Raw genomic sequence first — 22,603 nt, forward strand, 5'->3', positions numbered from 1 at the left:
TTAAAAGTTGGCACTCATGCAGGAAAACAACGCGCTTCCCGATACCACATTTCAACTCACCGACGTCACATTCAGTGTGCCTGGCCGCACGCTGCTGCATCCCCTTTCTCTGACCTTTCCGGTTGGCAAAGTCACTGGCCTTATCGGGCATAACGGTTCAGGGAAATCCACACTGCTGAAAATGCTGGGGCGTCATCAACCGCCTTCGCAGGGAGATGTTCTGCTCGACGGACAGCCGCTGGCAAGTTGGAGCAGTAAATCCTTTGCCCGTAAGGTGGCCTATCTGCCGCAGCAGTTGCCGCAGGCAGAAGGGATGACGGTACGTGAACTGGTGGCGATTGGTCGGTATCCGTGGCATGGCGCGCTGGGCCGTTTTGGCGTGGCTGACAGAGAGAAAGTGGAAGAGGCGATAGCGCTGGTTGGACTCAAACCACTGGCGCATCGTCTGGTTGATAGCCTGTCCGGCGGCGAACGTCAGCGTGCATGGATTGCCATGCTGGTGGCACAGGATAGCCGTTGTCTGCTTTTGGATGAACCGACCTCGGCGCTGGATATCGCTCATCAGGTGGACGTGCTGGCGCTGGTGCATCGTTTAAGCCAGCAGCGCGGGCTGACGGTAATTGCCGTGTTACACGATATCAATATGGCGGCGCGCTATTGCGATTACCTTGTCGCATTACGCGCCGGTGAAATGATTGCCCAGGGGACCCCGGATACACTCATGCGCGCGGAGACTCTCGAACAAATTTACGGTATCCCGATGGGGATTCTTCCTCACCCGTCAGGTGCTGCCCCGGTGAGCTTTGTCTATTGATGGATGGCCTGAACCTGATTAGCCGTCGTCGCCTGTTGACGATGATGGCGCTCTCTCCTTTGCTGTGGCAGATGCGCAGCGCGCAGGCCGAGGAAATCGACACGCAGCGGATTGTCGGTCTGGAGTGGCTGCCGGTCGAACTGCTGCTGGCGCTGGGGATTAAACCTTACGGCATTGCCGATATTCCCAATTACAATCTGTGGGTGAATGAGCCTGCGCTCCCCGCCGGGGTGATTGACGTTGGGCTGCGCACGGAGCCCAATCTGGAACTGCTTACGCAGATGAAACCTTCTTTCCTGGTCTGGTCTGCCGGCTATGGCCCCTCTGCCGATGTACTGGCGAGAATCGCGCCGGGGCAGGGGTTCAATTTTAGCGACGGTAAGAAACCGCTGGCGACGGCAAGAAAATCCCTCAACGAGATGGCACAGCTATTCCATATGGAAGCGGCGGCAAAAGCGCATCTGGATACCTTCGATAGCTTTATTGCCGACAGAAAACCGCACTTCAGACCGCGTGGCGAACGCCCGTTGCTGATGATGACGCTGCTGGATGCACGCCACATGCTGGTCTTTACCCGCAACTGCCTGTTCCAGGAAATCCTGGATGAGTTTGGTATTCAAAACGCCTGGCAGGGGGAAACCTCGTTCTGGGGAAGCACCGCCGTGGGGATTGATCGCCTGGCGATGTATAAAGACGTCGATGTTCTCTGTTTTGACCACGGTAATGATGCTGATATGCGTAAGTTGATGGCGACCCCGCTGTGGCAGGCGATGCCATTTGTTCGCGCGGGCCGATTCCAGCGCGTACCTGCCGTCTGGTTCTATGGCGCGACGCTCTCTGCCATGCACTTTGTGCGTGTTCTGGATAACGCACTCGGGGGCAAAGCATGAGAAGACCGTTTGCGTTACTGCCGGGCTTGCTACTGGCGGTGTTATTCATGGCTGGCGCCTGGCTAACCTGGCTGAATTTGAATGCCGCACTTCCCCGTACAGAGTGGGGGCAGGCGCTTTTTTCGCCCAACGTTGATGTGATTGAACAGATGCTGTTCCATTACAGCCTGCTGCCACGACTGGTGATTTCGCTGTTAGTCGGGGCTGGCCTGGGGCTGGTGGGGGTACTGTTCCAGCAGGTCTTACGTAACCCGCTGGCTGAACCTACAACGCTCGGGGTCTCTACCGGCGCACAACTGGGCATCACCATCGTCACGCTCTGGGCGCTTCCGGGCGCGTTGACCACGCAGTTTGCCGCGCTGGCCGGCGCCTGTGTGGTTGGCGCGCTGGTGTTTGGGGTTGCCTGGGGCAAACGGCTTTCTCCGGTGACGCTTATTCTGGCAGGGCTGGTAGTGAGCCTCTACTGCGGGGCGGTCAACCAGTTGTTGGTGATTTTCCACCACGATGCGCTGCAAAGCATGTTCCTGTGGAGCACCGGTACGCTTACCCAGACCGACTGGAGCGGCGTGCAGCGCCTGTGGCCGCAGCTGATCGGCGGCGTGGTGCTCACCCTGCTGTTGCTGCGACCATTAACGTTGATGGGGCTGGATGATGGCGTTGCCCGCAATCTTGGTCTCGCGTTATCAATGGCACGTCTGGCCGCGCTTACGCTTGCGATCGTACTCAGCGCATTGCTGGTGAATGCGGTCGGGATTATCGGCTTTATCGGCCTGTTTGCACCTTTGTTGGCGAAAATGCTCGGTGCGCGGCGTCTGCTGGCGCGTCTGATGCTCGCACCCCTGATTGGCGCCCTGATTCTTTGGCTATCTGACCAGCTTATCCTGTGGCTTGCCCGCGTATGGAGAGAGGTCTCCACAGGATCTATGACGGCGCTGATTGGCGCGCCGCTGTTACTGTGGCTGCTGCCGCGTTTGCGTAGCATGAGCGCGCCTTCGATGGATGTCGGGGACAATGTCCCCATGGAACGGCAAAACGTGCAATGGTTTGCGCTAGTCGGGCTGGTTGTATTGCTACTGGGCGTACTGGTGGCTCTTTCGTTCGGACGCGACGCGGAAGGCTGGCGCTGGATTAGCGGTACGATGCTCGACGATCTAATGCAGTGGCGTTTGCCGCGGATTATCGCCGCGCTGACGGCCGGGATCATGCTGGCGGTAGCCGGGTGTATTATTCAGCGCCTGACGGGGAACCCGATGGCAAGCCCGGAAGTGCTGGGGATCAGCTCCGGAGCGGCCTTCGGTGTTGTGGTCATGCTGTTCTTCGTGCCGGGGAATGCGTTTGGCTGGCTGATGCCAGCCGGCAGTCTCGGTGCGGCCATTACGCTGCTGATCATTCTGATTGCCGCCGGTCGCGGGGGCTTTTCGCCGCACCGTATGCTACTGGCAGGGATGGCGCTCAGTACCGCGTTCACCATGCTGTTGATGATGTTGCAGGCAAGCGGCGATCCGCGTATGGCGAAGATCCTGACGTGGATTTCCGGTTCGACCTATCACGCGACCTTTGAGCAGGTGATGCGTACGGGCCTGATGATGGTCGTGCTCCTGGCGCTGGTGCCGTTATGTCGTCGCTGGCTGACGGTATTGCCGCTGGGCGGTGATACGGCGCGTTCGGTGGGCATGGCGTTGACCACATCACGTATTGGGCTATTGCTGCTGGCGGCGGCGTTAACGGCAACCGCAACGATGACCATTGGCCCGCTGAGTTTTATTGGCCTGATGGCACCGCATATCGCGCGTATGATGGGTTTTCGCCGTACCATGCCGCATATCGTTATGTCTGCGCTGACGGGGGGGCTTCTGTTAGTGTTTGCCGACTGGTGCGGGCGGATGATGATGTTTCCCTACCAGGTCCCGGCAGGACTGCTGTCGACCTTTATCGGCGCGCCGTATTTTATCTATTTGCTGAGAAAGCAGAGCTGATAATCCGAGGATCGCCGGTACGGCCCTGATTTGTAGCCACGGTAAGCGTTGCGCCACCAGGGCGTGTCCCGGATGAAGCGCAATCGCCTTATCCGGGATACGATTCTGACTGAACAGGTGCCACGCAAGGCGGCACCTGTCTCGTCAGAAATTACAGCTTCGCAAACACGCGGCGTGCTGCATCAACCGTATTGCGGATATCTTCTTCGCTATGCGCGATGGACATAAAACCTGCTTCGAAAGCTGATGGCGCAAAATAGACACCCTCTTCAAGCATCAGATGGAAGAAGCGCTTAAAGCGTTCCACATCGCAGGCCACCACATCCTGATAACAGGTCACTTCCGGCGCATCGGTAAAGAACAGACCGAACATGCCGCCTACGTGGTTGACCACCAGTGGAATACCCTGGCCGCGCGCCGCATCAATCAGGCCATCTGCCAGCAATGCCGTCAGATCATTGAGAGTTTCATGCACGCCCACCTGCGACACTTCGGTCAGGCAGGCATAACCAGCGGCCATGGCAATGGGGTTGCCGGAAAGTGTACCGGCCTGATAGACCGGGCCGGTCGGTGCCAGGGCTTCCATAATGTCGCGGCGGCCACCAAATGCACCCACCGGCATTCCGCCGCCGATGATTTTACCCAGGCAAGTCAGGTCCGGCGTGACATCATAGTAAGATTGCGCACCCGCGAGCGCGACGCGGAAACCGGTCATCACTTCGTCGATAATCAGCAGCGCGCCGAACTCATCACAGAGCGCGCGCAGGCCCGGCAGGAAGTCATCTTTCGGCGGAATACAGTTCATGTTACCCGCGACCGGCTCAACGATGATACAGGCGATATCCTGCGGATATTGCTCGAAAGCGTCGCGGACGCTCGACAGATCGTTATAGGTGCAGGTCAGGGTATGTTTGGCGAAGTCCGCCGGCACGCCCGGAGAGTTTGGCTGACCCAGCGTCAATGCGCCCGAGCCAGCTTTGACCAGCAGGCAGTCTGCGTGACCGTGGTAGCAGCCTTCAAATTTGATGATTTTGTCGCGACCGGTAAAACCGCGAGCCAGACGAATCGCACTCATGGTGGCTTCGGTACCCGAGTTCACCATACGCACCATATCCATGGTCGGTACCAGTTGAGTCACCAGTTCGGCCATTTTCACTTCCATCTCGGTCGGCGCGCCAAAACTCAGACCGCGCTGGGTGGCTTCAATTACCGCATTGCGAATAGCCGGATGGTTGTGACCCAGCACCATCGGACCCCAGGAGCCGACGTAATCAATGTAAGCTTTGCCATCGGCGTCATAGAGGTAAGCGCCGTCAGCGCGCTCAATAAACAGCGGCGTGCCTCCTACGCCGGTGAAGGCGCGTACCGGCGAGTTAACGCCGCCGGGGATAAGTTCGCGTGCGGCGCTGTAGAGGTTTTCTGACTTACTCATGAAATCGTTCCTGGTTTGTTAAAAACAATGTGGCTTATTCTAAGGGATTCCTGGAGGAGGATAAAAGTATTGCGCACGGAAAGGATAGCCACCCCAGAGGGAGAATACTTGAACGAATAACCAGGGTAATAGATAATAGCCAAAATGATCGGGTTATTATTTGCCCAGATCGCAGTATGAATGGGAGCGAAAAATGAGTGACGATGTAGCGCTGCCGCTGCAGTTTACCGACGCAGCAGCCAGTAAAGTGAAAAACCTGATTGCGGATGAAGACAATCCGAACCTGAAACTGCGTGTCTACATTACGGGCGGCGGTTGCAGTGGCTTCCAGTATGGCTTCACGTTTGACGACCAGATCAACGATGGCGACATGACCATTGAGAAACAGGGCGTAGGCCTTGTTGTTGACCCTATGAGCCTGCAATATCTGGTGGGTGGTTCGGTTGATTATACCGAAGGTCTGGAAGGTTCCCGTTTTGTGGTAACCAACCCGAACGCAACAAGCACCTGCGGTTGCGGATCCTCATTCAGCATCTGACCCCTGTTCGGATGACACAAAAAAGCCGTGTCAGTGACACGGCTTTTTGCTATCTGCCATTCTCATCCAGCGCGAATGTCGGCAGCTTGAGATGCCAGCGTATGGCGGCAAGCCGAATGCCCAATGTGACCACCATTCCAAGCATCGCGGCGTTTTCCAGCGGCACATCAAAAGAGTAAGCCGCTGTTGAATGGACAATACCGCCAATGATACAAGCAGTGGCGTAGATTTCCGTTCGCAGGATCATCGGTACTTCGCGTGCCAGCACATCTCGAATAATCCCACCGCCAACACCGGTCAGCACCCCCATACCCGTTGCGACCAGCGGCCCGGTGCCAGCCATAAACGCTTTGTTTACTCCAATACCGACAAACACGGCCAGCCCGACGGCATCAAGCACTGGCAGCACCCACTTCGGCAGACGCCTTGGCTGGCGAACCAGCAAAATCGTCAGCATACAGGTGACCATTGCCACCACCAGGTCGGTCGGATCTTTCACCCAGAATACAGGGCCATGGGCGAGCGCCATATCGCGGATCGTGCCGCCACCGACGGCGGTTACCACGCCTAATACCAGCACACCAAAAGGATCCATCCGGAGTTTTCCGGCAAGCAGCACACCTGAGATGGCAAAAACAGCGGTACCGACAATATCCAGCCAGTAGACGAGCATGGTTTAATCCCCGGTTATTTCACCTGCGCCAGGGCAGGGCAGAGTTGTTGAGCGGCGAGGATAATACGCGGACCGGCGCGCTCAAACCAGTCGCTGGTTAGCGGAATGACCGGAATATCGAGCTGTTTGTGCCAGAATTGTTCGATTTTAGGAATTTCGCTCACATTTCCTGCTACCACGATCGCATGGGGCTCGCGCGCCAGCACTTGCTCACGACTCACCTGGGGCCAGGGAACCCGGCTGGCGGCAAAGATATTCTCGCCCCCGCACAGTTCCAGCACTTCGTTTTGCAGCGAGCCTTTACCGCTGGTGAAAAGCGGTTCTCCGCCAAACTGCAGAAACACCCGTTTTTTCGTCTGCCCGGCATACTGTTTTTTCAGCGCCTGATACTGGGCCAGCAGCTCAGTTGATGCCTGCTGTGCTTGTTTGGGGTGTGGGCTGTATTGTGCGAGCCCGGCTAAAGATTCTGCGACTTGTTCGATGGTTACCGAATCCAGCCACAGCACCTTGATACCCAACCGTTCCAGTTGATCGACCTGACGTTCCGCATTGCCGCCGCGCCAGGCGAGGACGACGTCGGGTTTTAACGCCACAATCCGCTCGATGTTCAGCCCTTGCCAGGTGGCAACCTGCTCGATTTTTTTCGCCTCAGGAGGAAAGTCTGAATAGCTGCTGACGCCCACAGGCGTGATGCCAGCGGCAAAGGCCATTTCCGTATTCGCAGGAGAGAGGGAGATCACGCGCGGCGCGGCGCTAAGCCACGCCGAAGCAAAAATAAGCAGGGCGGCCAGCGCCCTGAACAGATGTTTAGCCACGTGCCAGGTTCTGCACCAGTGTCTCAACCATCAGGCTGGACTGTTTTGCGGCAACCACGAGGAACTCATCAAAGCTCAGGTGGGATTGCTGGTCGGCCACGTCGGAGATGGCGCGCACCACCACAAAGGGTACACCAAAGTTATGGCAGACATGCGCAATGGCGGTTGCTTCCATTTCAACGGCTACGGCTTGCGGGAAGTTATGGCGAATTTTGGCCAGACCCACGGAGCCGTTAATAAAGGCATCACCGCTGACAATCAGACCGCGAACCGCGTTCAGATTGAGCTGTTTAATGCAGCTTTCTGCCGCAGTAACCAGTTTTTCATCTGCTTTAAAGCCAGCCGGGCAACCGGGCAACTGGCCGAACTCGTAGCCAAATGCTGTGACGTCTGCGTCGTGATAGCGTGCTTCGTCAGAGACCACGATATCGCCGACTTTCAGGGTTGGCGCCAGACCACCAGCGGAACCTGTATTGATAATCACATCCGGCTTGCAGCGTTCCAGCAGCAGTGTTGCGCCCATTGCGGCGGCCACTTTGCCGATGCCAGATTTCAGCAGGGCGACTTCTGTACCATTCAGCGTACCGGTGTAAATTTCACAGCCGCCAATGGTCAGCGTCTGACGATTTTCGATTTTGTCACGCAACAGCGTAACTTCTTCTTCCATTGCACCAATAATGCCAATTTTCATGGAGATACTCGCTAATGTGATAAGACAGGGATACGTTTACAGGGCATAGTCTATCATGGCATACACAATTGCATGATACCCCGTGACGCCTCGCTGACAGGAGAGGAAATGGCTGAGATCGATTTTCGCAAAAAAATAAACTGGCATCGTCGCTACCGTTCGCCACAAGGCGTGAAAACTGAGCGCGAAATCCTGCGCATTTTTGAAAGCGATCGCGGGCGGATAATCAACTCGGCGGCGATTCGCCGTCTGCAGCAAAAAACGCAGGTCTTCCCCCTGGAACGTAACGCGGCGGTGCGCACGCGGTTGACCCATTCGCTGGAAGTGCAGCAGGTTGGGCGTTACATCGCCAAAGAGGTGTTAAGCCGCCTGAAAGAGCTTCGTCTGCTTGAAACCTATGGCCTGGATGAACTTACCGGGCCTTTTGAAAGCATTGTTGAGATGGCGTGCCTGATGCACGACATTGGTAATCCGCCATTTGGTCATTTTGGCGAGGCGGCAATCAATGACTGGTTTCGTCAGCGCCTGGCGCCAGAGGATGCTGCCAGCCAGCCACTGACGGACGATCGCTGCGAAGTGGTGGCGCTGCGTCTGCGGGAGGGGGAAGACGCTCTCAATGCGCTACGCCGTAAGGTGCGCCAGGATCTCAGCCATTTTGAAGGAAATGCGCAGGGTATTCGTCTGGTTCACACCCTGATGCGCATGAATCTGACCTGGGCACAGGTGGGCTGTATTTTAAAATATACCCGGCCTGCCTGGTGGAGTGGTCCACCGCCATCCACCCACAGTTATTTAATGAAAAAGCCGGGTTTTTATTTTTCCGAAGAGACGTATGTCGCCCGGCTGCGTAAAGAACTTGAGCTCGATACTTACAGTCGTTTCCCTCTGACCTGGATAATGGAAGCCGCTGATGATATTTCCTATTGCGTAGCTGACCTTGAAGATGCGGTGGAAAAGCGCATTTTTACCGCAGAGCAACTCTATCAGCATCTCTATGACGCCTGGGGTGAACACAGTAAAGGTTCGTTGTTCTCTCAGGTAGTGGAGAACGCCTGGGAGAAATCCCGCGCAAATTCATTAAGCCGCAGCGCCGAAGATCAGTTCTTTATGTATTTACGTGTAAATACCTTAAATAAACTTGTGCCTTATGCCGCGCAGCGATTTATTGAAAACCTACCGCAAATATTCAGCGGAGAATTCAATCACGCCCTGCTGGAAGATGACAGCGATTATAGCCAGCTCCTTGAACTTTATAAAAATGTCGCCATTAAAGAGGTGTTTAGTCATCCCGATGTTGAACAACTGGAGTTACAGGGATATCGCGTAATCAGTGGGCTTCTGGAGATTTATCGTCCGCTATTGCAATTATCGCTGGCGGATTTTTCAGAGCTTGTGGAAAAAGATCGCGTGCGACGTTTGCCGATTGAATCACGCTTGTTCCAGAAGTTATCAACGCGCCATCGACTGGCTTACGTTGAAGCCGTGAGCAAATTATCCCCGGAAGGGAGCGACTTCGCGATAATGGAATATTATCACCGTTGTCGGCTCATCCAGGACTATATCAGCGGAATGACAGATTTATATGCATGGGATGAATACCGCCGCTTGATGGCGGTGGAATAATCGGTTGGGAATTGTAAAGACGGACAATAAATTTTTACTTTTTCCAAAAACTTAATCCCGGAACTTCACGCTATAAAGCGACTCTGAGTGATACATACACAGCCGTTTGCGTTACCAGTAAAGAGATTGAGAGACATGAAAAAAACGACTTTAGCAATGAGTGCACTGGCGTTGGCGTTAAGCCTGGCGCTGTCCCCTGTTTCCGTGATGGCTGCTGAAACCGCCTCATCGGTGTCGACTTCGCAGCAGATGCCAAGCCTGGCGCCCATGCTGGAACAGGTCATGCCATCCGTTGTAAGTATTAACGTAGAAGGCAGCACCACGGTTAATACGCCGCGTATGCCGCGTAATTTCCAGCAGTTCTTCGGTGATAATTCCCCGTTCTGCCAGGACGGTTCTCCCTTCCAGAGTTCGCCTTTCTGTCAGGGCGGTGGTGCTCCGGGCGGACAAGGTGGCCCCGGGGGTGATGGCACTCAGCAACAGAAATTTATGGCCCTGGGTTCCGGTGTCATCATTGACGCGGCTAAAGGCTATGTCGTGACAAACAACCACGTGGTGGATAATGCGACCTCTATTAAAGTTCAGTTGAGCGATGGACGTAAATTCGATGCCAAAATCGTTGGTAAAGACCCGCGTTCCGATATCGCACTGGTGCAAATTCAGGATCCGAAAAACCTGACGGCTATTAAGCTGGCTGACTCTGACGCTCTGCGCGTCGGTGATTATACCGTGGCTATCGGTAACCCGTTTGGCCTGGGTGAAACCGTGACCTCAGGTATTGTCTCTGCGCTGGGTCGCAGCGGCCTGAATGCGGAAAACTATGAAAACTTTATCCAGACCGATGCGGCGATCAACCGGGGTAACTCCGGCGGTGCGCTGGTTAACCTGAATGGTGAACTGATCGGTATCAATACCGCCATCCTCGCTCCGGATGGCGGCAACATCGGTATCGGCTTTGCTATCCCAAGTAATATGGTGAAAAACCTGACGGCGCAGATGGTGCAGTATGGCCAGGTACGTCGTGGCGAGCTGGGAATCATGGGTACTGAACTGAACTCTGAGCTGGCGAAAGCGATGAAAGTCGATGCTCAGCGCGGTGCCTTTGTCAGCCAGGTCATGCCAAATTCTGCGGCTGCGAAAGCAGGTGTGAAAGCCGGTGATGTGATTACTTCGCTGAATGGCAAACCGATCAGCAGCTTCGCCGCCCTGCGTGCGGAAGTGGGTTCTATGCCTATCGGCAGCAAAGTGCAACTGGGTCTGGTTCGCGACGGTAAACCGGTGAATGTGAGCCTTGAACTGCAGCAGAGCAGCCAGAATCAGGTCGAGTCCGGCAATATTTTCAGCGGCATTGAAGGCGCTGAAATGAGCAACAATGGTAAAGATGAGGGCGTTGTCGTGAACGTGGTGAAAGCCAACACGCCTGCTGCGCGCATTGGTCTTAAGAAAGGGGATATCATCGTGGGGGCTAACCAGCAACCGGTGAAAAACCTTGGCGAGTTGCGCAAAATCATCGACAGCAAGCCTTCGGTCCTTGCTTTGAATATTCAGCGTGGTGATACTTCAATCTATCTGCTGATGCAGTAACCCGCTTAAGCCCTCTTCTTCCATCGCGGAGAAGAGGGCGCTCTCCTCAGATTTTGTGAGGCCTTCCACAACTCCATACTTCCACCGCCTGCTTTGTGCATTTGCACAGTGCGCACCGTAATTATCTCCCATATGCTTGTGCTCTGCTCACGGGAGGGTTACATGGCTGGCTGGCATCTTGATACTAAAATGGCGCAGGATATCGTGGCGCGCACTATGCGCATCATAGATACAAACATTAACGTGATGGATGCTCGTGGCCGCATTATTGGTAGCGGCGATCGCGAGCGAATTGGGGAATTGCACGAAGGCGCGTTGCTTGTGCTGGCGCAAGGGCGCGTGGTGGATATCGATGATGCGGTGGCCCGTCACCTTCATGGGGTCCGTCAGGGCATCAACTTGCCGTTGCGTCTGGAAGGGGAAATCGTCGGCGTTATTGGCCTGACGGGTGAGCCTGAGTCGTTGCGCAAATATGGCGAGCTGGTGTGTATGACCGCCGAAATGATGCTGGAACAATCCCGGCTGATGCACCTGCTGGCTCAGGACAGTCGTCTGCGTGAAGAGCTGGTAATGAACCTGATTCAGGCAGAAGAGCATACCCCAGCACTTACCGAGTGGGCACAGCGTCTGGGTATCGATTTAAATCAGCCGCGTGTGGTTGCCGTGGTGGAGGTCGATAGCGGGCAGTTGGGGGTGGACAGCGCGATGGCGGAACTCCAACAATTGCAAAATGCCCTGACCACGCCTGAGCGTAACAACCTTATTGCGATTGTCTCGTTGACCGAAATGGTGGTGCTTAAACCGGCACTGAATCAGTTTGGTCGCTGGGATGCCGAAGATCATCGTAAGCGCGTTGAACAACTGATTCAGCGCATGAAAGAGAACGGTCAGTTGCGTTTTCGCGTTGCGCTGGGTAACTACTTTACCGGGCCGGGCAGTATCGCTCGTTCCTACCGTACTGCGCGCACCACTATGATGGTGGGGAAACAGCGCATGCCGGAAAGCCGTAGTTACTTCTATCAGGATTTGATGCTGCCAGTGCTGCTTGACAGTTTACGCGGCGGCTGGCAGGCGAATGAGCTTTCCCGCCCGCTGCAGCGTCTTAAAGCGATGGATAATAATGGTCTTTTGCGCCGTACGCTTTCCGCATGGTTCCGCCACAATGTTCAGCCGCTGGCGACGTCAAAGGCGTTATTTATTCATCGCAATACGCTGGAATATCGTCTGAACCGTATTTCTGAACTCACCGGGTTGGATCTGGGGAACTTTGACGACAGGTTGCTGCTCTATGTGGCGCTGCAACTGGATGAACAGCGGTAAATGAAAGCAAAAAGGCAACCTGGGTTGCCTTTTTAGTGTTTGCGCCCTTTCCAGCCAGGAGAGGGACGGGGTGAGGGCATCAGAATGCGTCATTCCCTCATTATTTATTGCGCGTCAGTTTTTCCAGATCGGATTCAATTTCGCTGATCTTATTCGCGACAACGCTTTCCAGATGGCGGAGATCGTCCAGGATCTTCCGTTTCAGATCCACATCTGTCCGATCACGCTGACAGATTTGATCTAACTCGTCGATCACGTAGCGCAGGTTTGGACTGATCTCCTGCACCTCTTTGTATCCCTGACCGATACCATCCGCGACCACCGTTTTGCGCTGACGAGGATATTTAAACTTTACGCTTTTCGCAAAAAACTCGCCTTTGTCCTTGTGGAAATAGATTTTCAGAATGTCGTTGTTTGCTTCCTGACGAAGGCTGTAGCGATCGATTTCATCAGGATTGGTGATGCCTAAACTTTTCAGATTATCGTACATAGCGGTACCCTTAAGCTCAACATAACCTATGAATAATTAACGAAAAAATCTATTTTCGCCACCTGGAAATGCAAAAAAGGCGGGATATGTCACCCTCTCCCGAATCAGGAGAGGGTATGACTTAGTCGATGGTGCGCAGCAGTTCGTTGATGCCGACTTTACCACGCGTTTTGGCATCGACTTTTTTCACGATGACAGCGCAGTACAGGCTGTATTTACCGTCTTTAGACTGCAGGTTGCCTGAAACAACAACGGAACCCGCTGGTACGCGGCCATAGTGAACTTCGCCCGTTTCGCGGTCATAAATACGTGTACTCTGTCCAATGTACACGCCCATGGAGATCACGGAACCTTCTTCAACGATAACACCTTCTACTACCTCGGAACGTGCGCCGATAAAGCAATTATCTTCGATAATGGTCGGATTCGCCTGTAATGGCTCCAGAACACCACCAATCCCGACACCGCCAGAGAGGTGAACGTTTTTACCGATCTGCGCGCATGAACCGACAGTCGCCCATGTATCGACCATGGTGCCTTCGTCGACGTAAGCGCCGATATTCACATAAGACGGCATCAGCACGGTGTTACGGGCAATGAACGCACCCTGACGCACCGCCGCGGGTGGCACGACGCGGAAGCCTTCTTTCTGGAAACGCGCTTCGTCGTAGTCGGCGAACTTCATCGGTACCTTATCGAAGTAGCGGCTTTCCGCACCTTCGATAACTTTATTATCGTTAATGCGGAAAGAGAGCAGTACGGCTTTCTTCAGCCATTGGTGAGTGACCCACTGACCATCAATTTTCTCTGCGACGCGCAGCGCGCCGGAATCTAACAGGGCAATAACCTGGTTAACCGCTTCACGGGTAACGGTATCTGCGTTTGCCGGAGTGATCTCTGCGCGACGCTCGAAAGCGGCTTCAATAACGTTCTGTAACTGCTGCATTGTTAAACTCTTTCCATATAAAAAAACACGTCACCCTTTATCGTTTGGATTGAGGGCCTCTGTCAACCGTTGTTGTACCTCCTTTTGCAGCTCATTATTAAGGCCACGCCGGTCGGCAGTCGCGATTATAAATAAATCTTCTACTCGCTCACCAATTGTCGTAATTCTCGCCCCGTGCAGCGAAATACCAAGGTCCGCAAACACTTTGCCCACGCGGGCCAGCAGCCCTGGCTGATCCAGCGCGATGAGCTCCAGGAAACTTTTTCGGTCTGTATGCGTCGGCAGGAAATTCACTTCCGTATCGACGGTAAAGTGGCGCAACTTGGCCGGTTGACGACGCGGCTGCGGTGCCTGCCAACTGGGCTGTGTTATCGCCTGTTCCAGGCCAAAGCCGATGGCGTCATGACGATCCGGCGACAGCGGGCTACCGTCTGGTTCCAGGACGATAAATGTATCCATCGCCATGCCATCACGGGTTGTGAAAATCTGTGCGTCGTGCACGCTCAGGTTGCGCCGGTCCAGCTCGGCGCAGACGGCGGCAAACAAATAAGGCCTGTCCGGACTCCAGATAAAAATCTCGGTACCGCCGCGCGTGGCCTGCGGGCTGAGCAGGATCAATGGCTTACTCAGGTCGTGTTGCAACAGATGCCGCGCGTGCCAGGCAAGCTGGTTTGGACTGTGGCGGACGAAGTAGTTGGCGCGACAGCGTCCCCAAATCTGATGCAGTTGCTCTTCATTTATATTGTCCATACGCAGCAGCGCCAGCGCCTGGAGCTGATGGTGCCGTACGCGTTCGCGCATATCCGGCGTGTTTTGCATACCGCGACGCAATTGTTTTTCCGTGGCGAAATAGAGTTCGCGTAGCAGGCTTTGCTTCCAGCTATTCCACAGGGTTTCATTGGTGGCGCAAATATCAGCCACTGTCAGACACACCAGGAAGCGCAGACGGTTTTCTGTTTGCACTTCTTCGGCGAACTGTTTGATCACCTCCGGATCCTGGATATCACGGCGCTGTGCGGTGACAGACATCAGCAAGTGGTGGCGCACCAGCCAGGCAACCAGTTGTGTTTCCCTGGAGTTGAGGCCGTGTAATTCGGCGAATTTCAGCACATCCTGTGCGCCAAGCACGGAGTGGTCGCCCCCGCGTCCTTTGGCGATATCGTGGAACAACGCCGCGATCAGGATAAGCTCGGGATGCGTCAGGCGCGGCCACAGTTCCACGCAAAGCGGATGGCGCTGACGCGTCTCTTCACTGGCGAAACTTTCCAGTTTCAGCATTACCCGGATGGTGTGCTCGTCTACGGTATAGGCATGGAACAGGTCGAACTGCATTTGCCCGACAATGTGCGACCACTGCGGCATATAGGCCCATAAAACGCTATGGCGATGCATTGGCAGCAGGCCACGCTTCACGGCTCCGGGATGGCGGAGCATGCTGAGAAATATTGACCGCGCTTCGGGGATATAGCACAGCGGCTGCGTCAGGTGGCGTCGCGCATGGCGCAGATGGCGCAAGGTGGTCGAATAGATACCGGTGATACTGCTGTTACGCACCATGATGTAGAACATACGCAGGATGGCCTGCGGCTCGCGGATAAACAGATTGTCATCGCGCAGGTCAATCAGCGTGCCGCGTAGTTGGAATTCATCATCAATGGCGCGCGGCTTTTCATCTTCTGTGAGCGCCAAAATCGCTTCATCAAAGAGCTGTAACAGCATATGGTTCAGTTCGGTCACGCGACGAGTGACGCGGAAGAAATCCTTCATCATATGCTCGACCGGTTGATTCCCCTCACCGACGTAATTCAGGCGTTGAGCAACGCTGAGCTGGCGGTCAAATAGCAGACGGTTGTCATAGCGGTTGAGTTCAAGGTGCAGGGCGAAGCGAATACGCCAGAGCAGGTGCAAACACTCGTTAAGTTCGTTGCGTTCGGCTTCGGTTAAAAAGCCAAACCCAACCATCTCATCCAGGGACGTTGCGCCAAAGTGGCGACGTGCGACCCATTGCAGGGTGTGGATATCGCGCAGGCCGCCAGGGCTGCTTTTGATATCGGGCTCCAGATTGTAGCTGGTGCCGTGATAACGCTGGTGGCGCTCATTTTGTTCGGCCACTTTTGCCGGGAAGAATTTTTCCGATGGCCAGAAATCTTCGCTGAAAATATGCTTTTGCAGTTCAAGAAACAGGGCAACATCGCCAATTAACAGGCGGGATTCAATCAGGTTGGTGGCGACCGTTAAATCGGAAAGCCCTTCCTGTAGACACTCGCTTAGCGTACGCACGCTGTGGCCGACTTCCAGCTTCACATCCCATAAGAGCGTGAGCAGTTCACCGATTTTTTGTGCCTGCTCGTCAGGCAATTTCGTGCGGCTCAAAATAAGGAGGTCGATATCCGACAGCGGGTGCAGTTCACCGCGACCGTAGCCCCCCACGGCAACCAGCGCGGTATCGCCGATGTCGCCGAAACCATACTCCAGCCACAGGCGTTGCAGGAGCTGATCGATAAATTCAGTGCGGGCTTCTATCAGTTGTTCGGCAGAAAGGCCGGCGTCAAAAACATGCCCCAGCCATTGCTGAAATGTATCGATATGCGCCTTGATGGCGGCGCAATTCAGTTCGTCCTGTGGCCAGTTCCCGGGATAGTCCGGTTGGCCCGGAAGGGTGGGTTTCACCGTACTGATGAATTGTTCAGAAAATGTATTGCTCATTAACAGGCCACCCATAAGTTGAAGGCAGGACGCGACATAGCCGAACCAGAGAGCGTTCGGGATGCGAAGACATATGCGACAAATTAGAAGAGATAACGAGAAATGAAAAGTCGTTTATATCTATGACGTAGAGCGGGGCGGGGGGAGAAAACAACGGCCCGCGACGCGGACCGTTAAATACTATCAAGCGGCGGTTAACACAGCGTCGATAGTGTCATCTTTACGCAGGGTGAGAATTTCGCACCCTGTGTCGGTAACCACAATCGTGTGCTCGTATTGTGCGGAAAGGCTGCGGTCTTTGGTTTTTACCGTCCAGCCATCTTTCATGGTACGAATACGGTAATCGCCTGCGTTCACCATCGGTTCAATGGTGAAGGTCATACCGGCCTGCAGCACTACGCCACCGTCATCCGCATCGTAGTGCAGCACCTGCGGCTCTTCGTGGAAAACGCGACCAATACCGTGGCCGCAATATTCACGGACGACAGAGAAACCTTCCGCTTCCACGAATTTCTGAATGGCAGCACCGAGGGTACGCAGACGGATGCCAGGTTTCACCATTCTCAGCGCCAGATAGAGGCTCTCCTGAGTGATACGGCACAGACGCTCGCCCAAAATAGTGGGTTTGCCGACGATAAACATTTTCGACGTATCGCCATGGTACTCATCTTTAATCACCGTCACGTCGATGTTGACGATATCGCCATCTTTGAGCTGTTTTTCGTCGTCCGGAATGCCGTGACAAACCACTTCATTAATAGAGATGCAAACGGATTTCGGGAAGCCGTGATAGCCAAGGCAGGCGGAGATGGCGTGCTGTTCGTTAACGATATAGTCATTACAGATACGATCCAGCTCACCGGTGCTTACGCCGGGCTTAATGTACGGCTCGATCATTTCCAGCACTTCGGCGGCGAGACGGCCGGCGATGCGCATTTTTTCAATTTCTTCTGGAGTCTTTATTGAGATAGCCATGAATTCTGTCCATCAGCGTCGAATTTTTCGACAATACTAGTCTAAGTACTGTCAATGGTAACAGTCTGACGAGTCCTGTGCCAAATTGAGAATCATTCTGAACTTCGTCTTTCGTGCCGCCCGTGTACTGCAATGCCTCCTGTAACAGGAAATTCATCGTTCAGTACCGTGCGTAACGCCAACAATTATTGGAGTCTGACGCCTGTTTATGGTATAAAGCGCGCCGGACTTCCGTTCCTCTTCGGAACTGAGGCGACCAAATCTCACTTTGTGTAATAACACACACGTATCGGCACATATTCCGGGGTGCCCTTCGGGGTCGGTAATATGGGATACGTGGAGGCTTAACCCCAACTTTATCTATAGAGGTTTTTACCATGGCAACTGTTTCCATGCGCGACATGCTCAAGGCTGGTGTTCACTTCGGTCACCAGACCCGTTACTGGAACCCGAAAATGAAGCCTTTCATCTTCGGCGCGCGTAACAAAGTTCACATCATCAACCTTGAGAAAACTGTACCGATGTTCAACGAAGCTCTGGCTGAACTGAACAAGATCTCTTCTCGTAAAGGTAAAATCCTTTTCGTTGGTACTAAACGCGCTGCAAGCGAAGCGGTAAAAGAAGCTGCAAACAGCTGCGATCAGTTCTTCGTGAACCATCGCTGGTTGGGCGGCATGCTGACTAACTGGAAAACCGTTCGTCAGTCCATCAAACGTCTGAAAGACCTGGAAACTCAGTCTCAGGACGGTACTTTCGACAAGCTGACCAAGAAAGAAGCGCTGATGCGTACTCGTGAGCTTGAGAAACTGGAAAACAGCCTGGGCGGTATCAAAGACATGGGCGGCCTGCCGGACGCACTGTTCGTTATCGATGCTGACCATGAGCACATTGCTATCAAAGAAGCGAACAACCTGGGTATCCCGGTATTCTCTATCGTTGATACCAACTCTGATCCAGATGGCGTTGATTTCGTTATCCCGGGTAACGACGATGCAATCCGTGCTGTGACCCTGTACCTGAATGCTGTTGCTGCGACCGTCCGTGAAGGCCGTTCTCAGGATCTGGCTACCCAAGCGGAAGAAAGCTTCGTAGAAGCTGAATAATAAGGTTTGCTCTTTTAGAGCCCTTATTAACCAGGTAGTTACAAGTTTGGTTAGGGGGCCTGTCTCAGGCCCCTTTTTTACTTTCATATCTGTGCGGTTCTTCGAACCGGGCAGGTCAAATTCTCCCGAGGAATAAAGAATGGCTGAAATTACCGCATCCCTGGTAAAAGAGCTGCGTGAACGTACTGGCGCAGGCATGATGGATTGCAAAAAAGCACTGACTGAAGCTAACGGCGACATCGAGCTGGCAATCGAAAACATGCGTAAATCTGGTGCAATCAAAGCTGCGAAAAAAGCAGGCAACGTTGCTGCTGACGGCGTGATCATCACCAAGATCGACGGCACCTACGGTATCATTCTGGAAGTTAACTGCCAGACTGACTTCGTTGCGAAAGACGGTGGTTTCCAGGCATTTGCTAACAAAGTTCTGGACGCAGCTGTTGCAGGCAAAATCACTGACGTTGAAGTTCTGAAAGCACAGTTCGAAGAAGAACGTGTAGCGCTGGTTGCTAAAATCGGTGAGAACATCAACATCCGTCGTGTTGCTTCCCTGGAAGGCGAAGTGCTGGGTTCTTACCTGCACGGCGCACGTATCGGTGTTCTGGTTGCGGCTAAAGGCGCAGACGAAGAGCTGGTTAAACAGCTGGCTATGCACATCGCTGCAAGCAAACCAGAATTCGTTAAGCCGGAAGATGTGTCTGCTGAAGTGGTAGAAAAAGAGTACCAGGTTCAGTTGGACATCGCCATGCAGTCTGGCAAACCGAAGGAAATCGCTGAGAAAATGGTTGAAGGCCGCATGAAGAAATTCACCGGCGAAGTTTCTCTGACGGGTCAGCCTTTCGTTATGGATCCGAGCAAAACCGTTGGCCAACTGCTGAAAGAGCAGGGCGCTGATGTGACTAACTTCATCCGCTTCGAAGTGGGCGAAGGTATCGAGAAAGTTGAGACTGACTTCGCAGCAGAAGTTGCTGCAATGTCCAAGCAGTCTTAATTATTAAAGCAGCCGCCTGAGGGCGGCTTCTTTTTGTTCCCGTCAGAGTAAAATCAGCCAATCGCTATAGTGTTTGCGCTGACAGGCGACGTATCATATCGCCGGATTTAAACCCGTCTAATTGTTGACAGTCTCAGGAAAGAAACATGGCTACCAATGCAAAACCCGTCTATAAACGCATTCTGCTTAAGCTGAGCGGCGAAGCCCTGCAGGGTTCCGAAGGTTTCGGTATTGATGCAAGCATCCTTGACCGCATGGCGCAAGAAATCAAAGAACTTGTTGAACTGGGTGTTCAGGTTGGGGTGGTAATTGGTGGCGGTAACTTGTTCCGTGGGGCTGGCCTGGCGAAAGCGGGTATGAACCGCGTGGTGGGTGACCACATGGGCATGCTGGCTACGGTCATGAATGGCCTGGCAATGCGCGACGCGCTGCATCGCGCCTATGTGAATGCCCGCCTGATGTCCGCATTTCCGCTGAACGGTGTGTGTGACAATTACAGCTGGGCTGAGGCGATCAGTCTGCTGCGTAACAATCGTGTTGTGATCTTTAGTGCCGGTACGGGTAACCCGTTCTTTACGACTGATTCCGCTGCCTGCCTGCGCGGCATTGAGATAGAAGCGGATGTCGTACTGAAAGCCACCAAGGTTGATGGCGTGTTTACTGCCGATCCGGCAAAAGATCCGGCTGCGACCATGTACGATCAGCTCAGTTATACCGAAGTTCTTGATAAAGAACTGAAAGTAATGGATCTTGCCGCCTTTACCCTGGCCCGCGACCATAAATTACCTATCCGCGTGTTCAACATGAACAAGCCGGGCGCGTTGCGTCGTGTGGTAATGGGCGAAAATGAAGGCACTTTGATTACGGAATAATTCCCGTAAGCAACAAATAAGGGTAAGATTCCGCCTTAATTTATTTAGCAGTTCTGTCGGGCATCTTCACGGTGCCTTGTACTGAACGAGACTATACTAACCACTCAAGTGGTGTATGGTTTGCCTGAGACAAGATTTCAAGGATTCGTAACGTGATTAGCGATATCAGAAAAGATGCTGAAGTGCGCATGGAAAAATGCGTAGAATCATTCAAAACCCAAATCAGCAAAGTGCGCACTGGCCGTGCTTCCCCGAGCCTTCTGGATGGTATCGTCGTTGAGTATTACGGTACTCCGACGCCGCTGCGCCAGCTGGCGAACGTAACGGTAGAAGACTCCCGTACGCTGAAAATCAACGTGTTCGATCGTTCTATGGGCCCGGCCGTTGAGAAAGCCATTATGGCGTCCGACCTCGGTCTGAACCCAAGCTCCGCCGGGACCGACATTCGTGTTCCGCTGCCGCCGCTGACTGAAGAACGTCGTAAAGACCTGACCAAAATTGTTCGTGGCGAAGCTGAACAAGCGCGCGTTGCTGTTCGTAACGTACGTCGTGATGCGAACGATAAAGTCAAAGCGCTGCTGAAAGATAAAGAAATCAGTGAAGATGATGACCGTCGTTCTCAGGAAGACGTGCAGAAACTGACTGACGCTGCAATCAAAAAAGTCGATGCGGCGCTGGCGGATAAAGAAGCAGAACTGATGCAGTTCTGATTCGAAAACCGACGAAAAACGCCGTACAGAGAGCCGCCAAGGGGGCTTTGCTGGCGGCGTTTTGCTTTTAATCTGCACAATATTGTGAGCGTTTCATGAAGCATTTAACCCTTCTGGGCTCAACAGGTTCTATTGGTTGCAGCACGCTCGATGTGGTTCGCCACAATCCCGATCGCTTTTCCATTACTGCCCTGGTTGCGGGTAAAAATGTTACCCGTATGGTGGAACAATGCCTGGAGTTCACCCCGCGTTTTGCGGTGATGGACGATGAAGCCAGTGCGCGTCAGCTAAAAGCTGAATTACAGCAACAGGGCTGCCCGACGCAGGTCATGAGTGGTCAGCAGGCGGCCTGTGAGATGGCTGCGCTCGATGAGGTCGACCAGGTGATGGCGGCGATTGTTGGCGCTGCTGGCCTTGTGCCTACGCTTGCGGCTATCCGCGCGGGTAAAACCGTGCTGCTTGCCAATAAAGAGTCGCTGGTGACCTGCGGACGTCTTTTTATGGACGCAGTGAAAGAGAGCGGGGCGCAGCTCCTCCCGGTGGATAGCGAACATAACGCTATTTTTCAGAGTTTACCGGAAACAATCCAACAAAACCTGGGGTACGCTGATTTAGAGCAGAATGGCGTTTCGTCTATTCTGCTTACCGGGTCTGGTGGCCCGTTCCGTGAAACGCCTATGTCCGAACTGGCCTCAATGACGCCGGATCAGGCATGTCGTCATCCGAACTGGTCGATGGGGAGAAAGATCTCCGTTGATTCCGCCACCATGATGAACAAAGGTCTGGAATACATTGAAGCGCGCTGGTTATTCAACGCTTCTGCCCGCCAGATGGAAGTGCTTATTCACCCGCAATCGGTGATCCACTCCATGGTGCGTTATCAGGACGGCAGTGTTTTAGCGCAGCTTGGTGAACCGGATATGCGTACACCGATTGCACATACTATGGCCTGGCCTGAACGTGTGCCCTCCGGCGCCAATGCCCTCGATTTTTGTAAATTGAGCGCGTTGAGTTTCGCCGCACCTGATTATGACCGCTACCCTTGCCTGAAACTGGCGATAGATGCGTTTGCACAGGGGCAGGCAGCGACGACGGCGCTGAATGCGGCTAATGAGGTAACGGTGTCAGCATTTCTGGCTTCCGCTATCCGTTTTACGGATATTGCTGCGCTGAATCTGTCTGTTCTGGAACAGATGGTATTAAGCGAACCACAAAGTATTGATGATGTATTGGCTGTAGATCGGCTTGCACGTGACGTAGCGCAAAAACAAGTGACGCGCTTCGCAAGCTGGTGATAATCCAGCCACTAACAGTCATGCTATTTGTTAGCGTTGGGCTTCGGTGATATAGTCTGCGCCATCCATCAGCCTGTTTAATGTCGGGCTGTCAGGGGAAGCCGTGGTTGACACGGCTTTTTTGCGTAAAGGCTTTTGTATTCCTGAGTACCGCTAAAT

General features: G+C 53.8%; 20 protein-coding genes. 12 read left to right on the forward strand and 8 right to left on the reverse strand.

Features of this window, described 5'->3' with window-relative positions; genetic code table 11:
* The first annotated feature begins 16 nt into the window (after positions 1-16).
* From fhuC to fhuB, 3 genes are read left to right on the forward strand one after another with little or no spacing between them, the layout of a single operon-like run.
* On the forward strand, positions 17-814 hold the full coding sequence (gene fhuC / locus IP582_RS04065; RefSeq protein WP_125125298.1) for a Fe3+-hydroxamate ABC transporter ATP-binding protein FhuC: 798 nt from the start codon (positions 17-19) through the stop codon (positions 812-814).
* Positions 814-1,704 (forward strand): Fe(3+)-hydroxamate ABC transporter substrate-binding protein FhuD, encoded by an 891-nt coding sequence (fhuD, locus tag IP582_RS04070; protein ID WP_193795150.1) that lies wholly within the window; start codon positions 814-816, stop codon positions 1,702-1,704. The genes fhuC and fhuD overlap by 1 nt, the downstream gene beginning before the upstream one ends.
* Positions 1,701-3,680, forward strand: a complete 1,980-nt coding sequence (gene fhuB, locus IP582_RS04075; protein WP_193795151.1) for a Fe(3+)-hydroxamate ABC transporter permease FhuB — start codon at positions 1,701-1,703, stop codon at positions 3,678-3,680. The genes fhuD and fhuB overlap by 4 nt, the downstream gene beginning before the upstream one ends.
* Positions 3,681-3,831: 151 nt before the next feature.
* On the opposite strand, the gene hemL is transcribed toward fhuB, so the two are convergent.
* Complete coding sequence (gene hemL, locus IP582_RS04080) at positions 3,832-5,112, reverse strand: glutamate-1-semialdehyde 2,1-aminomutase (RefSeq protein ID WP_193795152.1); 1,281 nt, start codon at positions 5,110-5,112, stop codon at positions 3,832-3,834.
* Between the two features lie 193 nt (positions 5,113-5,305).
* Here hemL and erpA point away from each other — a divergent pair, with 193 nt between their 5' ends.
* Positions 5,306-5,650 (forward strand): iron-sulfur cluster insertion protein ErpA, encoded by a 345-nt coding sequence (gene erpA, locus IP582_RS04085; RefSeq protein ID WP_039078421.1) that lies wholly within the window; start codon positions 5,306-5,308, stop codon positions 5,648-5,650.
* A 49-nt stretch (positions 5,651-5,699) separates the two neighbouring features.
* On the opposite strand, the gene IP582_RS04090 is transcribed toward erpA, so the two are convergent.
* From IP582_RS04090 to mtnN, 3 genes are read right to left on the reverse strand one after another with little or no spacing between them, the layout of a single operon-like run.
* Positions 5,700-6,323: a TRIC cation channel family protein gene (locus IP582_RS04090; RefSeq protein ID WP_039078422.1), complete on the reverse strand. Its 624-nt coding sequence runs from the start codon at positions 6,321-6,323 to the stop codon at positions 5,700-5,702.
* A gap of 14 nt (positions 6,324-6,337) precedes the next feature.
* Positions 6,338-7,138 carry a vitamin B12 ABC transporter substrate-binding protein BtuF gene (btuF, locus tag IP582_RS04095; protein ID WP_193795153.1) on the reverse strand — a complete coding sequence of 267 codons (801 nt, stop codon included), beginning with the start codon at positions 7,136-7,138 and terminating at the stop codon, positions 6,338-6,340.
* Entirely contained in the window at positions 7,131-7,829 is a 699-nt protein-coding gene (gene mtnN, locus IP582_RS04100) for a 5'-methylthioadenosine/S-adenosylhomocysteine nucleosidase (RefSeq protein WP_193795154.1), read from the reverse strand. The genes btuF and mtnN overlap by 8 nt, the downstream gene beginning before the upstream one ends.
* A gap of 108 nt (positions 7,830-7,937) precedes the next feature.
* On the opposite strand from mtnN, the gene dgt reads away from it, so the two are divergent.
* From dgt to cdaR, 3 genes are all read left to right on the forward strand, one after another.
* Positions 7,938-9,452 (forward strand): dGTPase, encoded by a 1,515-nt coding sequence (gene dgt, locus IP582_RS04105; protein ID WP_193795155.1) that lies wholly within the window; start codon positions 7,938-7,940, stop codon positions 9,450-9,452.
* Positions 9,453-9,587: 135 nt separating this feature from the next.
* Positions 9,588-11,036: a serine endoprotease DegP gene (degP, locus tag IP582_RS04110; RefSeq protein WP_193795156.1), complete on the forward strand. Its 1,449-nt coding sequence runs from the start codon at positions 9,588-9,590 to the stop codon at positions 11,034-11,036.
* A 162-nt stretch (positions 11,037-11,198) separates the two neighbouring features.
* Entirely contained in the window at positions 11,199-12,356 is a 1,158-nt protein-coding gene (gene cdaR, locus IP582_RS04115; protein WP_039078427.1) for a DNA-binding transcriptional regulator CdaR, read from the forward strand.
* 100 nt (positions 12,357-12,456) lie between these two features.
* Here cdaR and IP582_RS04120 read toward each other — a convergent pair whose 3' ends face one another.
* From IP582_RS04120 to map, 4 genes are all read right to left on the reverse strand, one after another.
* On the reverse strand, positions 12,457-12,846 hold the full coding sequence (locus IP582_RS04120) for a DUF3461 family protein (protein WP_039078428.1): 390 nt from the start codon (positions 12,844-12,846) through the stop codon (positions 12,457-12,459).
* Positions 12,847-12,967: 121 nt separating this feature from the next.
* The gene (dapD, locus tag IP582_RS04125) at positions 12,968-13,792 is read right to left on the reverse strand and encodes a 2,3,4,5-tetrahydropyridine-2,6-dicarboxylate N-succinyltransferase (protein ID WP_193795157.1); all 825 of its coding nucleotides are present in this window, start codon (positions 13,790-13,792) and stop codon (positions 12,968-12,970) included.
* Between the two features lie 30 nt (positions 13,793-13,822).
* Positions 13,823-16,498: a bifunctional uridylyltransferase/uridylyl-removing protein GlnD gene (glnD, locus tag IP582_RS04130; protein ID WP_039078430.1), complete on the reverse strand. Its 2,676-nt coding sequence runs from the start codon at positions 16,496-16,498 to the stop codon at positions 13,823-13,825.
* Between the two features lie 183 nt (positions 16,499-16,681).
* Positions 16,682-17,473, reverse strand: a complete 792-nt coding sequence (gene map / locus IP582_RS04135; protein WP_039078431.1) for a type I methionyl aminopeptidase — start codon at positions 17,471-17,473, stop codon at positions 16,682-16,684.
* A 377-nt stretch (positions 17,474-17,850) separates the two neighbouring features.
* Here map and rpsB point away from each other — a divergent pair, with 377 nt between their 5' ends.
* From rpsB to ispC, 5 genes are all read left to right on the forward strand, one after another.
* Positions 17,851-18,576 carry a 30S ribosomal protein S2 gene (gene rpsB, locus IP582_RS04140; protein WP_039078432.1) on the forward strand — a complete coding sequence of 242 codons (726 nt, stop codon included), beginning with the start codon at positions 17,851-17,853 and terminating at the stop codon, positions 18,574-18,576.
* A gap of 139 nt (positions 18,577-18,715) precedes the next feature.
* Positions 18,716-19,567 carry a translation elongation factor Ts gene (tsf, locus tag IP582_RS04145; RefSeq protein ID WP_039078433.1) on the forward strand — a complete coding sequence of 284 codons (852 nt, stop codon included), beginning with the start codon at positions 18,716-18,718 and terminating at the stop codon, positions 19,565-19,567.
* 146 nt (positions 19,568-19,713) lie between these two features.
* A complete protein-coding gene (gene pyrH, locus IP582_RS04150) occupies positions 19,714-20,439 on the forward strand; it encodes a UMP kinase (RefSeq protein ID WP_039078434.1) in 726 nt (241 codons plus the stop codon).
* 152 nt (positions 20,440-20,591) lie between these two features.
* Positions 20,592-21,149, forward strand: a complete 558-nt coding sequence (gene frr / locus IP582_RS04155; protein WP_039078435.1) for a ribosome recycling factor — start codon at positions 20,592-20,594, stop codon at positions 21,147-21,149.
* 95 nt (positions 21,150-21,244) lie between these two features.
* On the forward strand, positions 21,245-22,444 hold the full coding sequence (ispC, locus tag IP582_RS04160; protein ID WP_193795158.1) for a 1-deoxy-D-xylulose-5-phosphate reductoisomerase: 1,200 nt from the start codon (positions 21,245-21,247) through the stop codon (positions 22,442-22,444).
* Positions 22,445-22,603: the final 159 nt, after the last annotated feature.

The organism is Citrobacter sp. BDA59-3 (assembly GCF_015167655.1).
Taxonomy (GTDB): Bacteria; Pseudomonadota; Gammaproteobacteria; order Enterobacterales; family Enterobacteriaceae; genus Phytobacter; species Phytobacter diazotrophicus.

Coding starts and splice junctions, on each gene's coding strand:
- fhuC (WP_125125298.1), top strand. CDS start 17: ATGCAGGAAAACAACGCGCTTCCCGATACCACATTTCAACTCACCGAC.
- fhuD (WP_193795150.1), top strand. CDS start 814: ATGGATGGCCTGAACCTGATTAGCCGTCGTCGCCTGTTGACGATGATG.
- fhuB (WP_193795151.1), top strand. CDS start 1,701: ATGAGAAGACCGTTTGCGTTACTGCCGGGCTTGCTACTGGCGGTGTTA.
- hemL (WP_193795152.1), bottom strand. CDS start 5,112: ATGAGTAAGTCAGAAAACCTCTACAGCGCCGCACGCGAACTTATCCCC.
- erpA (WP_039078421.1), top strand. CDS start 5,306: ATGAGTGACGATGTAGCGCTGCCGCTGCAGTTTACCGACGCAGCAGCC.
- IP582_RS04090 (WP_039078422.1), bottom strand. CDS start 6,323: ATGCTCGTCTACTGGCTGGATATTGTCGGTACCGCTGTTTTTGCCATC.
- mtnN (WP_193795154.1), bottom strand. CDS start 7,829: ATGAAAATTGGCATTATTGGTGCAATGGAAGAAGAAGTTACGCTGTTG.
- dgt (WP_193795155.1), top strand. CDS start 7,938: ATGGCTGAGATCGATTTTCGCAAAAAAATAAACTGGCATCGTCGCTAC.
- degP (WP_193795156.1), top strand. CDS start 9,588: ATGAAAAAAACGACTTTAGCAATGAGTGCACTGGCGTTGGCGTTAAGC.
- cdaR (WP_039078427.1), top strand. CDS start 11,199: ATGGCTGGCTGGCATCTTGATACTAAAATGGCGCAGGATATCGTGGCG.
- IP582_RS04120 (WP_039078428.1), bottom strand. CDS start 12,846: ATGTACGATAATCTGAAAAGTTTAGGCATCACCAATCCTGATGAAATC.
- dapD (WP_193795157.1), bottom strand. CDS start 13,792: ATGCAGCAGTTACAGAACGTTATTGAAGCCGCTTTCGAGCGTCGCGCA.
- glnD (WP_039078430.1), bottom strand. CDS start 16,498: ATGAGCAATACATTTTCTGAACAATTCATCAGTACGGTGAAACCCACC.
- map (WP_039078431.1), bottom strand. CDS start 17,473: ATGGCTATCTCAATAAAGACTCCAGAAGAAATTGAAAAAATGCGCATC.
- rpsB (WP_039078432.1), top strand. CDS start 17,851: ATGGCAACTGTTTCCATGCGCGACATGCTCAAGGCTGGTGTTCACTTC.
- tsf (WP_039078433.1), top strand. CDS start 18,716: ATGGCTGAAATTACCGCATCCCTGGTAAAAGAGCTGCGTGAACGTACT.
- pyrH (WP_039078434.1), top strand. CDS start 19,714: ATGGCTACCAATGCAAAACCCGTCTATAAACGCATTCTGCTTAAGCTG.
- ispC (WP_193795158.1), top strand. CDS start 21,245: ATGAAGCATTTAACCCTTCTGGGCTCAACAGGTTCTATTGGTTGCAGC.